This window comes from Massilia sp. CFBP 13721 (assembly GCF_014842025.1).
GTDB lineage: Bacteria > Pseudomonadota > Gammaproteobacteria > Burkholderiales > Burkholderiaceae_D > Telluria.
In genome coordinates, this window is the sequence record NZ_JACYUY010000002.1 from 188,141 (window position 1) to 202,285 (window position 14,145).

Genomic DNA, 14,145 nt, shown 5'->3' on the forward strand with positions numbered 1-14,145 from the left:
ACCCGCCACCTCGTTTGATCACGCGTGCCATGGCGGTACACAGGATGCGCGAGCGCTTGCTGCGCGAAGGTTTCCCACGCATCCAGATGTTCATCCTGGTGGCGCTGACCGGGCTGGCCGGCTTCGGCGCATCGGTGGCGATGCTGGCGGCCGGGGTCGAGACGATGGCGCTGCGCTACATGCTGGCATGGGTGTCGCGTATATCGTTTTCCTGCTGCTGCTGTGGATATGGCTGCGCACCAGCGCGGCCGACTACCTCGACCTTGCCGGGGAGGGCGGCGGCCTTGGCGCTGCGCGCGGCGACGGCGGCGATAGTGGAGATTTCGCAGGTGGCGGCGGCAGTTTCGATGGCGGTGGCGCCAGTGGCAATGTCGACTTCGGCGGCGACAGCACCGTCGAAGCCGCCGAGAGCGGGCCGTTCGACGTCATCGGCCAGGCCGACGAGGGCGCGATTCCGCTGGCGGTGATCCTGCTCGCTCTCGGTATCGCACTCTCGTCGCTGTTCGTGATCTGGTCGGCGCCGGTCCTGTTTGCCGAGATCCTGGTGGACGCGCTACTCGCTGCCGGATTGTACCGGCGGCTGCGGGTGATGGACCCGCGCCACTGGATGGTCGCGGCACTGAAACATACGCTGGTTCCCTTCATCCTGACCACCTTGACGCTCGCTGCCGCAGGGTGGGGCATGCAGGCCTATGCGCCGCATGCCAGGTCGCTCGGCGACGTCCTCGCCAACGCCGAGGCCAGCCGGACTACTTCGCAAACACCTGGCTGATATCGCCGAACGCCTTGAATTCCAGTGCATTGCCCGACGGGTCGAGGAAGAACATGGTCGCCTGCTCGCCGACCTGGCCCTTGAAACGCACGTGCGGCTCGATCACGAAGCGGGTCGCGGCCGCGCGCAGCTTGTCGGCCAGGGCTTCCCAGTCGGCCATCGGCAGGATCGCACCGAAGTGGCGCACCGGGACGCTGTCGCCGTCGACGTCGTTGGTCGAGGCGTTGCCGCATTCGTCAGGCGCCAGGTGGGCGACGACCTGGTGGCCGTAGAAATTGAAGTCGACCCATTCGTTCGAGCTGCGCCCTTCGGGGCAGCCGAGCAGGTCGCCGTAGAAGCGGCGCGCCTCGGCGATGTCGCGCACCGGAAAGGCGAGGTGGAACAGGGGAATCGCTTGCATGGTGTCTCCAGAAATAAGGTAGCAGGGGTCAACGATAAGGGTACAGGTGCGTCTTCGCATCGAGTTCGGTGAGGGCGGTGATGCCCAGCATCGCCATGTTGCGCCACACCTCTTGCTGCAGCAGGTCGATCGCATGCCCGACTCCGGCCTCGCCGCCGACCGCGGCCGCATAGCCGAAGGGGCGGCCGACGAACACGAACCTGGCGCCCAACGCCAGCGCCTTGAGGACGTCGCCGCCGCGCCGGATGCCGCTGTCCATCATCACCGGGATGTCCGGGCAAGCCTCGACGATGCCGGGCAGGACGCGCAGCGGCGCCACCGCGCCGTCGAGCTGGCGGCCGCCGTGGTTCGAGACGATGATGCCGTCCGCCCCCAGCTCGCGCGCGATGCGGGCGTCGTCGCGGTGCAGGATGCCTTTGACGATGATCCGGCCCGGCCAGATTTTCCGGATCAGCGCGAAGTGCTCCCAGTTCAGGTGCCCGCGGTCGGCGAAGTCGCGCGTGACCGACGGCGACAGGATCGGCGCGCCGCGGCGCGCATAGTTGTTCTCGAAGTGCGGCATGCCGTGCCGCGCCAGCGTCTTCAGGAAGGTGCCGAACAGCCAGCGCGGATGCGACAGGCCCTGCCACACCAGGCTGGCGCTGGGCCGCAGTGGCGATGTAAATCCAGTCTGCGCGAAGGTCTCGGGATTCGGCGTGACGGGCGTATCCACCGTCAGCACCAGGGTCCCGAAGCCGGCATTGCCGACGCGCTCGATCAGGGCGGTGATGTTCGGCACGTCGCCCGGCAGGTAGGCCTGGAACCAGGCGCCCAGCTTTTCCTTTGCCACGTCTTCGAGCCGGATCAGCGAGGAACCGCTCATGATCATCGGGATGTTCGCACGCGCCGCCGAGCGCGCCAGCACCAGGTCGCCACGGTAGGCGGAGAGGGCGCTGATGCCGAGCGGGGCGATGCCGAACGGCGCCGCGTAGGTTTGGCCGAACAGGGTGCATGCGCTGCTGCGCTGCGAGACGTCGTTCAGGACGCGGGTGACGAAGCCGTAATCGTCGAAGCATTCGCGGTTGCCGCGCAGGCTGCGCCGGGTCTCGGCCGCCATCGCCATGTAGCCGAACACGGGGCGCGGCAGGTGGCGCCGTGCGGCCTGCTCGAAATCGTCGAGGCAGCGTAGTGCTTGCAGGCGCGCGGGCAACCGCGCCGGCGCGCTGCGGGCGAGCGTGGTGGTGGAGGCGATGGCATTCGTCGTCATGGAAGCTATTGTGCGCGCACTGGGAACAAAGGACAATTTCATCTTCGAGTGTTTAGAGTGAAGAGGAAGTTCATCATGGAGACGCGGTTCCTGGACAGTTTCGTCACCATTGCCGAATGCGGTTCGATGGCCGAAGCGGCGCGCCGCCTGAACGTGACGCCCACCGCGCTGGCGCAGCGCGTGCACGTGCTGGAAGATGAACTGGGCGTCAAACTGATCGAGCGCTCGGGGCGCACGGTGCAACTGACCGAAGGCGGGGCGCGGGTGCTGGCGCGGGCGCGCCACTTCCAGCGCGAGGTGCGCGAACTGAAGGCGTCGGCCTCCGAGGGCGCGTTTGCCGGCGAACTGCGGCTGGGCACGATCTCGACCGCGCTGACCGGCATGCTGCCGGCCATGCTGGCCACGCTCGCCGCGCGCCATCCGAAGGTGGACGTGTACATCGTGGCCGACGTCTCGCGCCTGCTGTACCACCAGGTGATCAGCGAAGCGCTCGACGCGGCGCTGATCATCGCGCCGCAGTTCGCGATTCCGAAAACCCTGGTCTGGCGCGAACTGCGTTCCGAGCCGCTGGTGGTGCTGGCGCCGACCGCGCTGGCGCACCTGCCGCCGCTGGAACTGCTGGCGACCCAGCCCCTGATCCGCTACGACCGCAACAACTGGGGCGGCCAGCTGGCCGACCAGTATTTGCAGGAGCAGCAGATCTTCCCGCGCGAGCGTTTCGAACTCGACGTGCTGGACGCGATCGCGCTGCTGGTCGAGCGGGGCCTGGGCGTGTCGCTCGTACCCGACTGGCCACGCGCCTGGCCGCTGCCGGCGGGGGTGGCGATCCTCGCCTTGCCGGGCGAGGCGCCGGTGCGCAAGCTCGGGCTGCTGTGGCGGGCACGCTCGCCGTTCAGCCGCCTGTTCGAGGAATTGCTCGATTCGAGTGAAACCGTCGGCGAGATTGTAGGCACGTAACGCGCGGGCATGCCCGCCCTACGACAGCCGCCTGCTTGACACGTTCGTTGGCCGCAACCGTAGGGCGGGCATGCCCGCGTTACGGCCGCATGCTTTTGCCTGCGACGGTGATGGATCTCTGCACGTAGGGCGGGCATGCCCGCCGTCACGGACGCACTCTCGTGCCTGCAACCGCATTCAATGTGTGACCAAATGTAAATGCGCGCACTCGATTGGAAATCCACGGCCGTTCTCCAGCCCGGCAGGCGTAAACTGAACCAATCAATTGCTTGAAGGAGAACTGGTATGCGTACGATAATTCTGGCGGTAACCAGCGCATGTTGCCTGCTCGGCTGTGCAACGCCACAGGGACAAGCCATGAAGCAACAGGCCGAGATGGACCGCATGATCGCCGAAAACGGACCGGCGTGCACCCAGCTGGGCTATCCGGCGAATTCGGACCTGTGGCGCAATTGCGTTCTGCAGCTGGCCGAGAAGAACGGCACTGGACGCGGAGGCGTGTCGACCTCGATTTTCGGCAGCTTTGGTAGCTTTGGACGCGGTTCCGGGGTAGGCATCGGCATTGGTGTGGGACGTTAAACGCGTCAATGACCCTATCCGGTGCGCGGCTGGCAACGTCAATCACACCATCGACGCTGCCCAGCCGCTCATGTCATTTACTCCGGCTTGATCTGCGCATTCTTCAGCAGGCTGGCCCACTTCGGCACTTCCTGCTTCATGTAGGTCTTCAGTTCGGCCGCGGTGCCGCCGACGGTGGTCAGTCCCTGCTGGTCGAGTTTCATGCGTACCTCGGGCGAGGCCAGGCTTTTCTTCACTTCGGCATTCAGGCGGTCGACGATCGGTTGCGGCATGTTGGCGGGGGCGAACAGGCCGAACCAGGTCAGGGTTTCGAAGCCGGGCAAGCCGGACTCGGCCACCGTCGGGATGTTCGGCGCAGCGCTGCTGCGTTGCAGGCTGCTCACGGCAATCGCGCGCAGCTTGCCGCTTTTGATGTGCGGCAGCAGTGACGGCAAATTGCCGAACATGACCGGCACCTGGTTGCCGAGCAGGTCCGAGATCGCGTTCGTCTCTCCCTTGTAGGGAACATGGACCATCTCCAGCTTGGCCATCGAGGCGAACAGTTCGGCGGCGACGTGCTGCGGCCCACCCTGGCCCGACGACGCGTAGGTCAGGCCGCCTTTCTGTTTCCTGGCATACGCGATCAGTTCCTGCACGTTCTTCACTGGCACCGACGGACTGACCACCAGCACCATCGGCACCGATGCGATCAGCGAAATCGGCGTGAAGTCGGCCACCGGATTGAAACTCATCTTCTTGTAGATGCTGGGCGCCACCACCATCGTCGACTGGGTCGCCATCAAGAGGGTGTAGCCGTCGGCGGGCGCCTTGGCGGTCTGCTCGGCGGCGATGATGCCGGTTGCGCCGGGGCGGTTTTCGATGATGATCGATCCGCCCATGCTCTTGCTCATGCTCTGTGCCAGCAGGCGCGCCACGTTGTCGACCGCGCCGCCCGGCGAGAAGCCGACCAGCATCTTGACGGGCTTGTCCGGATAGGCGGCCGCCAGGGCCATGCCTGGTGTCAGGCCCGGTGCCAGGCCCGCAGCCAGGCTTGCGCGCAACGCCAGCTTGATGAGGCCGCGCCTCGAGATGCCACTTTTCTTGATTGTCATGGAACGTGTCTCCAATTGAATAATTCTGGGTAAATCTCGTCAGGCGTCGCGCATGCGCCGGGCGGTCAGCCTTGCATCAGGTCTTCCACATACGGCATGTTGAATCCGAGCCGCTCCAGTCCACCTTCCAGCGTCTGCGCCTGCGCCACATCGAGTTCGACCAGCGGCGGACGCACCGCGCGCCAGGCGGCGTCGCCCGTCTTCCAGGCGATCGCGGCCTTCATCGCCGGGATCAGCGAGAATTGCTGGAACACTGCGCGGGTGGCGTCCAGCGCATGCTGCTGTTCGTCGGCGCCGTCTTGCTGCCAGCTGTCGTACAGCGCGACCATCGGCGCCGGATTGACGTTGCCGGTGGCGGTAATGCAGCCGGCGCCGCCGCCGCGCATGTTGGCCAGCAGGAAGGTTTCGCTGCCGGCAAAGACGTCGAAGCCTTGCGGCTGGAAGTTGCGCAGCATCGCCTCGGTATTGTTCCAGTCGCCGGAACTGTCCTTCACGCCGGCGATGGTGCCGGGGAAGGCCTTGAGCAGGCGTTCGATCAGGCCCAGGCTGATGGGCACCTGGGTGACCGGCGGAATATGGTAGAGATAGATGTTGAGGCGCTAGTCGGCCACCGCGTCGATCACCGTCGCAAAACTCCTGAACAGACCCTCGTCGCTGACGCCCTTGTAATAAAACGGCGGCAGCATCAGCACGCCGCCGCAGCCTGCCTCGACCGCGTGGCGCGTCAGTTCGATTGCATCGCCCAGCGCACAGGCGCCGGTGCCGGGCATCATGCGTGCGGCGGGCAGGCCGGCCTCGAGCAGGGCGTCGAGCAGGCGGCGCTTTTCCGCCAGCGTGAGGGACGTGGCTTCCGAGTTGGTGCCGAAGATCGACAGGCCGACGTCCTGCTCCAGCAGCCATCGGCAATGCCGGGTGAAGCGCTCGACTGACGGTGTCAGGTCGGCGTTGAACGGGGTGAGAACCGGCGAAAACACGCCGCGAAGAGGAGTGGTGGTCATGAAGCTCCCGAGTGATGGATGCATACCTTGATGACCAAGGCGACAAGTCCATTCTAGAGAGCCTTTAATTCAACAAAAACAGCATTCTTGACAGTTCAGAATCCAGAAAAAGTTGATAACCGGGCGCTATTCATGAGTGAATCATAGTAAGGATTAATCGGAATTCTTTACACTTGGGTTAGCTCACAATTGCTCATCCATTACAAGTCATTGATTTTAAACAATCCTTGCAATCTGGCATGAGAATTGCTTATATATTGGAAAATTCTGTTTCCTCTTGTAAACCACTTTAATAAGAAGACTGACCGCCATGACCTTCCTGAAAAAACTCGCTTGCGCAGCAGCCGTCGCCGTTTCCTTCGCTGGCAGCGCCAACGCTGCCACCGTGATGAACGACTGGGTCTTCAATCCAGTTGGCGGCGGCTTCGCCACCGGCCAGACGATCAACGAATACCTGGACGTGAACGGCAACGCCTTCATCCAGATCAACCCGACCGGCGGCACCAGCTTCTCGTTCACTGAACACGCTGTATTCAACATTTCCCAAGCCGACAGCAACTTCAAACTGTTCCCTGTGACTTTCCCAGGCGGCAACATCACTGCTACCTTTGAGGCGTTTGGTACTGGTAACTTCAGCGGCGCATTCAGCTTCTCCGGCGGTACCATCCGCATGTACCAGAACCCAACCGGTGGCGAATATACTGGTACCAACGGCATCTACGGCGCCAACCTGGGCGAGATGATCGCCGAGTTCAACGTGCTGTCGGGCGGCGGCGGCACCGTCGATGCAAGCGGCTCGCCAGTGAACAACGGCCAGGTCAGCGTGTTGGCAGAAGCTGCTGTCGGCGGCCTGGACGCCGGCTACTTCTTCCGCAAGAATGGCAAGGACCTGTCGACCGAAGCGATCATGGCCTTCGCCTTTACCAACGCCAACACGGTCGGTCAGGTGACCCCGAACATGGTGAGTGAAATTGCATGCGAATACGCCGGTTACTGCGCCGCTGATGCGGGCACCAACACGGGTAGCCATTTCTTCGTTTCGAACAACGGCCAGTTCAAGCTGAATGAAGTGCCAGAGCCAGGTTCGCTGGCCCTGTTCGGCATCGCCATGCTGGGCGCCGGCTTCGTCAGCCGCAAGCGCGCCAACAAGGCGTAATTGCCCTTCGAGCTGTACCTGAAGTAATGAGAAAGAGCGGGCCAGTCCCGCTCTTTTTTATTGGTGCACGCCTAGCGTTCCATCAGCACCTTGAGCATGCGCTGCGGGTTGGCGATGAAGTCGTGCATCACCCGATAGTGCTCGGTCTCCTCGTAGCCGACCGGATGGATGCCGCGCTCGCCGCACTCGTAGATGACGGCGTTCGGATAGGCCATCAGGATCGGCGAATGGGTGGCGATGATGAACTGGCTGCCCATCTCCACCAGTTGATGCAGGCGGCTGAGCATGACGAGCTGGCGCTGCGGCGACAGGGCCGCTTCCGGTTCGTCGAGGACGAACAGGCTCTGGCCGCCGAAGCGATTCATGAACAGGGTCAGGAACGCCTCGCCATGCGACTGTTCGTGCAGTGCCTTGCCGCCGAATGAATCGATGATCTTGGGGCCGCCTGGCTCTTCGTCCAGCCTTTCGATTTCGGTCCCGACGTTGAAGAAGCTTTCCGCACGCAGGAAAAAGCCGTCGCGCGGCAGCCTGATGCCGCGCCCCACGCGCAAGTGGCGGTGCAGGTTGGAATGCGATTCGCGCGTCGCGAAACGGAAGTTACGGCTGCCGCCTTCGGCATTGAAGCCCATCGCCACCGCGATCGCTTCGAGCAGGGTCGACTTGCCGGAGCCGTTTTCGCCGACAAAGAAGGTGACCTGCGGATGCAGTTCCAGGCGATCGAGCGAACGCACCACGGGCAGCGTGAAGGGGAACTCGCCTGCATGGTCGGCGGCGGAGGGCTTCAGGCTGACCATGCAGAGGTAAGGATGGCTTTTCATCGTCAATCCTGCAAGGCACGCCACTGCACCTTGCCGGTCGCCGACTTCGGCAGCGCCTCGCGAAACTCGACGATGCGCGGACTTTTGTAGGCGGCCATGTTCTGGTGCGCCCAGTCGACGATGTCGCCCTCGCTCACCCGGCCGGCAAAGCCGTCCTTGAGGGCGACCACCGCCTTTACCGTCTCGCCGCGGCGTGCGTCATTGCTGGCGACGACGCACACTTCGCGGATCGCCGGATGGCGGTACATCAGCGCTTCCACTTCGGCCGGCCACACCTTGTAGCCGGAGGCGTTGATCATCCGTTTCAGGCGGTCGACCATGAAGAAATAGCCGTCCGCGTCGACCATGCCGATGTCGCCGGTGCGTAAAAAACGCTTGCCGTCGATCTGGACAAACGTGTCCGCGGTCGCTTGCGGGTTGTTCCAGTAGCCGAGCATCACCTGCGGCCCGTGCACGACGATCTCGCCGGATTCGCCGCTGCCGAGCGTGCGCAGCGTGTCGGCGTCGACCACGCGCGCATCGACGTCCTGGATCGGGATGCCAAGGCACTGTTTTTTCGTGCGCGCTGGCGGGTTGATGTGGGTCGGCGCGATCGTCTCCGACATGCCGTAGCCCTCGACGTAATCGATGCCGAGCAGGTCGTGCATCTTCTGGGCGATCGCATCCGGCATGGCAGCGCCGCCGCCGGACAGGCGCGTGATGCTCGACAGGTCGTAGTCGTCGATGCGTGGGCTCGAGAGCAGGTCGATCACCATCGTGGAGATGAGCTGGGTGGCGTTGGCGCGCTGGCGGCGGATGCATTCGGCCGCCGTGTCGCGGTCCCAGCGCGCCATCAGCACGATGGTGCCGCCGATGAAGATCGGCCCGTTCATCCCGCCCTGCATGCCGGTCACGTGGAACAGCGGCAGCACGCTCAGTGCGATCGTGTCCTGCTGCGAACCGAACCACTGCACCCCGGCCACGGCGTTGTACATCACGCTGCGGTGGGTGTGCATGCAGCCCTTCGGCAGGCCGGTGGTGCCGGACGTGTAGGGCATGGCGCACAGGTCGCCGGGGCCGGCCATCAAAGGCCCGGGACGGCAGCCACGCGCCAGCATGGCGCGCCACAGGGTGACGCCTTCGCCGTCGATCTCGCGGCGCGGCGCGCGCACGAATTCGGGCAGGTTCAGGTCGGTCGGCATGGTGGCGTGGTCCGAATAGGCCGCCACCAGCACGTGGCGCAGCGTCGGGCCGACCAGCGGCGCCACCTGCGCATACAAATCCTGCGGCACGAAGATGGTGGAGGCGCTGGTATCGTCGACGTAGTGGCGCAGTTCCTCAGTCAGGTTCATCGGATTGACCGGCACCACCACGGCATTGGCGCGCAGGATCGCGTAGTAGGCGATGATGAACTGGGGGCTGTTCTGCATGTAGAGCAGGACGCGGTCGCCATGGCGCACGCCGCATTCCGCTTGCAGGTAGCCGGCGACCAGTTCGACCTCGTGTTTCAGTTGGGCGTAGGTGAGCGGCGTATCGTAGAAGATGATCGCCGGCTTGTCCGGGTAACGCGTGGCCGAGACGTCGAGGTTGAAAAACAGGTTCGTGTCGGGGATGGTCAGGTGGCGCGGCAAGCCACGCGGCCAGAAATCGGCAGGGCGGTCGGACATGGTGCGGTGTCTCCTCAATGGGTGTTGGAGGTGCTCGCCGCAGGGTCTTTGCCGCGCTGGCGCATACCCCACATCCTAACAAAAAAATGGCCGGTCTCCGCGCGGAGCCGGCCATCTGCCGATCGGGGAAAAGCTCAGCGTCCCGGCAAGGGGTAGGTCGCCGGACTGACGTTGCCGTCGCGGTCCACCGCCTGCACCCCGAAGAACACATTGTCCTTCGACAGGTCGCTGGTGTAGCTGGTCACGTTGCCGACGAAGACGGCGCCCTGCCAGCCGGCGGCCGTGGTCTCGCGCCAGACGACGCGGTAACCGGCCAGGTCCGGCTCGGCGTTCGGCGCCCAGGCCAGGTCGGTCTTGTTGGTCAGCTTCCTGGTGATAACCTTGACTTCGCGCGGCGCGGCCGGGGCCAGCGCCAGGGCGGCGAGGGCGGCGGCATTCACGCGCGTGACCTGGGCGGCATAATTGAAATCCATGAACTGGGGCAGGTCGCCATACTGCTTGCCCGCCTCGACCCGCAAGTCCTGGTGCTGGTGGCTGAAGTCCTCGGCGTTCTCGGTAAACCGCACGGCCGCGAAACCGCGTTCGAGGAAGGGGATGTGGTCGCCGCCGCGCAGGTAGCGGTCGCGCCGGTTGACGATCGTGACTCGGAAGCCGGGCACGTAGCGCTCGCCGGTCTCCTTGACGTGGCGCGCCAGCTGGCGTGTCGGCGTGTCGTTTTCGCCGCCGGTGGCAATCAGGGTGCGCAGCGCATCCGGCATCTCCTTTTGCGCCGGAATGCCTTCGGCGAACAGGCGCACCTGGGTGTCGTCGACCTTGCCTTCGTCGCTGCGCGAATTGCCGATGATGTCGTTGTCGAACATGCCGGCCACGTTCCAGTTGTTCTGCTTCGCCAGCTTGGCCCAGTTCTCCGCGCCGAGCAGGCCCTGTTCCTCGGCCGCCACCGCCATGAACACCAGCGTGGCATCGAATTTGTACTTGGCCATGGTGCAGGCCAGCTCCATCACCGCCGCCGTACCCGAGGCGTCGTCGTTGGCGCCGGGCGCATCGTCCTTGGCGTTCATCACGTCCGAGACGATGCTGTCGTAGTGGCCGCTGACGACGTAGATGCGGTCTTTCGATGCCGGCTGGGTGCCGGGCAGCGTCGCGACGACGTTGACGATCTCGGTCGGGCGCGACAGACGCGCCATGACCGGGTGCACGTGGCTGTCGAAGGCGACTTGCAGGCGCCCGCCGGCGGCGGCGCCGCAGCGTTCCAGCTCGCCCTTGATCCAGCGCCGCGCGGCGCCGATGCCGCGCGTGGCCGATTCGGTTTCCGACATCGTGTGACGGGTGCCGAAACTCACCAGCTTTTCGACGTGGGCGCGGATGCGCTGCGGCGAAATCTCGCGCACGATGGCGTCGATGTCGGCCTGGCGTTTCGCCAGGTCCGGGGCCGCCGGCGCGGCATGTGCGCCGCAGGCCGCGGCCAGCAGGACTGCGGCGATACTTGTTTGCTTCATGCGTGCATCCATCGGTGGTTCCTTATTTATACGAATAGGTGGCGCTCACGTACACGAAGCGCCCGCGCGGATCGCCATAGCTGACGTCGTAACCGCCGAGGAAGTTCGAGGTCAGGTTGGTGTAGGGCGGATCGCGGTCGGCCAGGTTCTTCACGCCCAGCGTCAGGCGGGTATTGGCGAACCCGCTGTAGGCCAGCTGCAGGTCGACGGTCTGGTAGGCGGCCACGTCGCGCCGCGCGGTCGTGCCGGCCGGCGCCAGGTTGGCCAGCGCGTCGGTATAGGCTTTCTGGTAGTTGTGCAGCAGAGTGGCGGCGTAGGGGCCGTTCTGCCAGGTGACGCCGGCATTGTGCTTCCAGCGCACGATCACGCCGCCCGAGGCGTTCAGGGCCTGGTCGAGCGAACTCGTATACGTGCCGTCCGGTCCCTGGGTGTCGTACTTGTCCATGTAGGTGCCGGACAGGCGCAAGGTGAAGCGGTTGGCGTCGCCGATGCGCAGCCGGTAAGTGCCGTCGACGTCGACGCCGGCCACCTTGGTCTTGAACAGGTTGGCGTTGGTCTGGATGATCGATTCGATCGGGCCGACGCCGGCGGCATTGCCGTCGGGCGCGCCGCGGTTGATGAACTGCGCGTATTGCGCGGTGCGCTCGGCATTGGCCAGGAAGTAGGTCGAACTCAGGCCGCCGACGACGATCGCATCCTTCAGGTCGATGCGGAAGGCGTCCAGGCTGATCGAGGCATTCTTCACCGGCTCCCACATGATGCCGGCCGTGATCGAGAGCGACTTCTCGGGCTTCAGGTCCGGATTGCCGCCGGTGATGGTAGTGAACTGGAAGTTGCAGTCGCGCGGCGCGCCGGTGGCCAGGTTGGGGCAGCGCAGGTAGTCGCGCGTGCCGTTGCCGGTGATGCTGGTGGCCTGCGGCGTGTACAGGTCGGTCAGAGACGGCGCCCGGAAACCCTTGCCGACGGCCGACCGCAGCATCAGGGTCTCGAGCGGCTGCCAGCGCAGCGAGGCCTTGGGATTGACCGTGTGGCCGACGCCCTGGTAGCTGTCGTAGCGCACCGCCACGTCGGCGTCGAGCTTCTTGATGATCGGGACGCTCAACTCGGCATACACCGAGCCGACGTTGCGCGCGCCGACCACCGGGAAGGCATTCCCGCCGAGGCCCGCGATGTCGCCGGTCTGGATCGCCACCGACGGATCGTAGGCGAATTCTTCGCGGCGCAGCTCGGCGCCGAGCGCCATGCCGACCGCGCCGGCGGGCAGGGTCCAGAGCTCGCGCGAGCCTTTCAGGTCAATCGAGGTGGTCGACGTTTTCGACGCGTAGCTGGTGCCGCGGAACTCGGCGGCGCGCACGGCGTCCAGCGCGGCCTGGTCGGTGGTAGCGCCGAAGGGATTGATCACGCCGCTGTTAAAGATCGGCAGCACCTTCGAATACTGCGCATAGCCCGACAGCAGGTCTTCGTGCACCTTGCTCTGGCTGTAGAGGAGGGCTGAATCCATGTCCCAGCCGGCCAGGTTGCCGCGCACCCCGGCGACCAGGCGCGCGTTCTCGGACACGTCGAGCGTGTTGCGCGAGCCGTTGGCGACGTCGCGGTAGTTCAGCAGCAGCGGCAGCCCGGTAAGGCCATTGGCGGCGGCAAACGCGGACGGGTAATACGGACTGGTCGGCACCAGGATGAAGCCGCCGCGCCCGATGTTGCTGCCGTAGCGCGCGGCCATGCCCGGATAGCGGGCAATCAGTTGCTGGAAGGCGGGCACGTAGGGATTGCTGGCGGTGGTGACGGCGTTATAGGCCAGCGGCACCGCCTGCGTGGTGGAGGTGATCTTGTTCTTCGTGTAGCCCGATTCGAAATACGCTTCGGCGTCGCCGCCCAGGCGCAGGCGGCCATTGGCCATGACGCTGGCCTTTTCCAGGTCGGGCTGGAGCGAGACGAACGGACTGTTGTCATAGCTGCAGCGGGTGTTCGAGAACGGCGACACCAGCGAATACGGGCCGCAGTCCGGCAGCGCGGGGTTGCCCAGCGTGCCGCGGTTGTTCAGCACCACGTTGGCGGGAAAGGCGATCGACGAGGTGTAGTCGTTGCGCTCGTCGGCGTTCAGGCGGCTGGCGAAGGGACGGTCGGCGCCGAGGATGGCGTCGGTCTTCTGCACGCTGAGGCTGGCGGTCAGGTTCCAGCCGTCGTCGGCAAAGTCGCCGAATCCGGCGAACAGCGAAGCCTTGCGGTCCTTGCCGAGGCGGTCGTGCGCCTGGCCATAGTTGGCGGTGGCTTCGACGCCTTTGAAATCCTTGCGCAGGATGAAGTTGACGACGCCGGCGATGGCGTCCGACCCGTACACGGCCGAGGCGCCATCCTTGAGCACCTCGACGCGCTCGATCGCCGACAGCGGGATGCTGTTGACGTCGACCGAAGAGCCGGCCGCGCCGGCCGAACCGCCGCCATACACCGAGACGCGGCGCCCGTTCACCAGCACCAGCGTGCGTGCGCCGCCGAGGCCGCGCAGCGACACGGTGGCGATGCTGCCGCCGCCATAGCCGGAGGCATTGGCCACCGTGGTCGAGGTACCGGCGCTCGAGAGCGAACTAAGTTGCTTGACCAGCTCCTCGGTCGAGGCGGCGCCGGTGCGCTCGATGTCCTCGCGTTTCAGTACCTGCACCGGCAGCGCGGTCTCGCCATCGATGCGCTTGATCGAGGAACCAGTGACGATCACGCGCTCCATCCGCTGGGGCGCGCCATCGGCGCTTTGCGCCAGCGCGGTGGCGGGCAGGGCGAGCGTGCCGAAAGCGCTGGCGAGCAGGAGGACAAGGGGTTTCAATGGCGTGCTGGGGATGGTCATGCGGGTCGACTCCTCGATGGCGTAAACGGCGGTGATTGTTGTTTTTTTGCTTTCCTTGTAAAAATTATAGGCTTTCCCTATCGCAAAATTTTGCTATATTAAATTCATACTGGGTACGGTTTTTGGAATGGTTGTTTCACCGGAAGG

The 14,145-nt window shown here is 64.9% G+C and carries 11 protein-coding genes and 1 pseudogene; 4 read left to right on the forward strand and 8 right to left on the reverse strand.

Annotation, left to right across the window (positions count from 1 at the left end; genetic code table 11):
• The first annotated feature begins 187 nt into the window (after positions 1-187).
• Positions 188-772: a hypothetical protein gene (locus IFT60_RS02395; protein WP_192049106.1), complete on the forward strand. Its 585-nt coding sequence runs from the start codon at positions 188-190 to the stop codon at positions 770-772.
• Here IFT60_RS02395 and IFT60_RS02400 read toward each other — a convergent pair.
• Positions 750-1,172, reverse strand: coding sequence for a VOC family protein (locus tag IFT60_RS02400; RefSeq protein ID WP_192049109.1), 423 nt, complete (start codon positions 1,170-1,172; stop codon positions 750-752). The genes IFT60_RS02395 and IFT60_RS02400 overlap by 23 nt on opposite strands.
• Before the next feature lie 28 nt (positions 1,173-1,200).
• The gene (locus tag IFT60_RS02405) at positions 1,201-2,418 is read right to left on the reverse strand and encodes an alpha-hydroxy acid oxidase (RefSeq protein WP_192049111.1); all 1,218 of its coding nucleotides are present in this window, start codon (positions 2,416-2,418) and stop codon (positions 1,201-1,203) included.
• Positions 2,419-2,493: 75 nt separating this feature from the next.
• Here IFT60_RS02405 and IFT60_RS02410 point away from each other — a divergent pair, with 75 nt between their 5' ends.
• Both IFT60_RS02410 and IFT60_RS02415 read left to right on the forward strand, forming a co-directional pair.
• Positions 2,494-3,375 carry a LysR family transcriptional regulator gene (locus IFT60_RS02410; protein WP_192049113.1) on the forward strand — a complete coding sequence of 294 codons (882 nt, stop codon included), beginning with the start codon at positions 2,494-2,496 and terminating at the stop codon, positions 3,373-3,375.
• 285 nt (positions 3,376-3,660) lie between these two features.
• Positions 3,661-3,954, forward strand: a complete 294-nt coding sequence (locus IFT60_RS02415; protein ID WP_192049115.1) for a hypothetical protein — start codon at positions 3,661-3,663, stop codon at positions 3,952-3,954.
• 77 nt (positions 3,955-4,031) lie between these two features.
• On the opposite strand, the gene IFT60_RS02420 is transcribed toward IFT60_RS02415, so the two are convergent.
• Together IFT60_RS02420 and IFT60_RS02425 are read right to left on the reverse strand one after the other, a co-directional pair.
• The gene (locus tag IFT60_RS02420) at positions 4,032-5,045 is read right to left on the reverse strand and encodes a Bug family tripartite tricarboxylate transporter substrate binding protein (protein ID WP_229510654.1); all 1,014 of its coding nucleotides are present in this window, start codon (positions 5,043-5,045) and stop codon (positions 4,032-4,034) included.
• Positions 5,046-5,110: 65 nt separating this feature from the next.
• Positions 5,111-6,043: pseudogene (locus IFT60_RS02425) on the reverse strand (dihydrodipicolinate synthase family protein).
• A gap of 310 nt (positions 6,044-6,353) precedes the next feature.
• Between IFT60_RS02425 and pepA the strand changes: the two are divergent.
• Positions 6,354-7,199, forward strand: a complete 846-nt coding sequence (gene pepA, locus IFT60_RS02430; protein WP_192049117.1) for a flocculation-associated PEP-CTERM protein PepA — start codon at positions 6,354-6,356, stop codon at positions 7,197-7,199.
• Between the two features lie 71 nt (positions 7,200-7,270).
• Here pepA and IFT60_RS02435 read toward each other — a convergent pair whose 3' ends face one another.
• The 4 genes from IFT60_RS02435 to IFT60_RS02450 form a co-directional block, all read right to left on the reverse strand.
• Positions 7,271-8,017 (reverse strand): AAA family ATPase, encoded by a 747-nt coding sequence (locus IFT60_RS02435; RefSeq protein WP_192049120.1) that lies wholly within the window; start codon positions 8,015-8,017, stop codon positions 7,271-7,273.
• A 2-nt stretch (positions 8,018-8,019) separates the two neighbouring features.
• Positions 8,020-9,663, reverse strand: a complete 1,644-nt coding sequence (locus IFT60_RS02440) for a long-chain fatty acid--CoA ligase (RefSeq protein WP_192049122.1) — start codon at positions 9,661-9,663, stop codon at positions 8,020-8,022.
• Positions 9,664-9,797: 134 nt separating this feature from the next.
• A complete protein-coding gene (locus IFT60_RS02445) occupies positions 9,798-11,162 on the reverse strand; it encodes a M20/M25/M40 family metallo-hydrolase (RefSeq protein WP_192049124.1) in 1,365 nt (454 codons plus the stop codon).
• 22 nt (positions 11,163-11,184) lie between these two features.
• The gene (locus IFT60_RS02450) at positions 11,185-13,998 is read right to left on the reverse strand and encodes a TonB-dependent receptor (RefSeq protein ID WP_192049126.1); all 2,814 of its coding nucleotides are present in this window, start codon (positions 13,996-13,998) and stop codon (positions 11,185-11,187) included.
• Between the last annotated feature and the right edge of the window lie 147 nt (positions 13,999-14,145).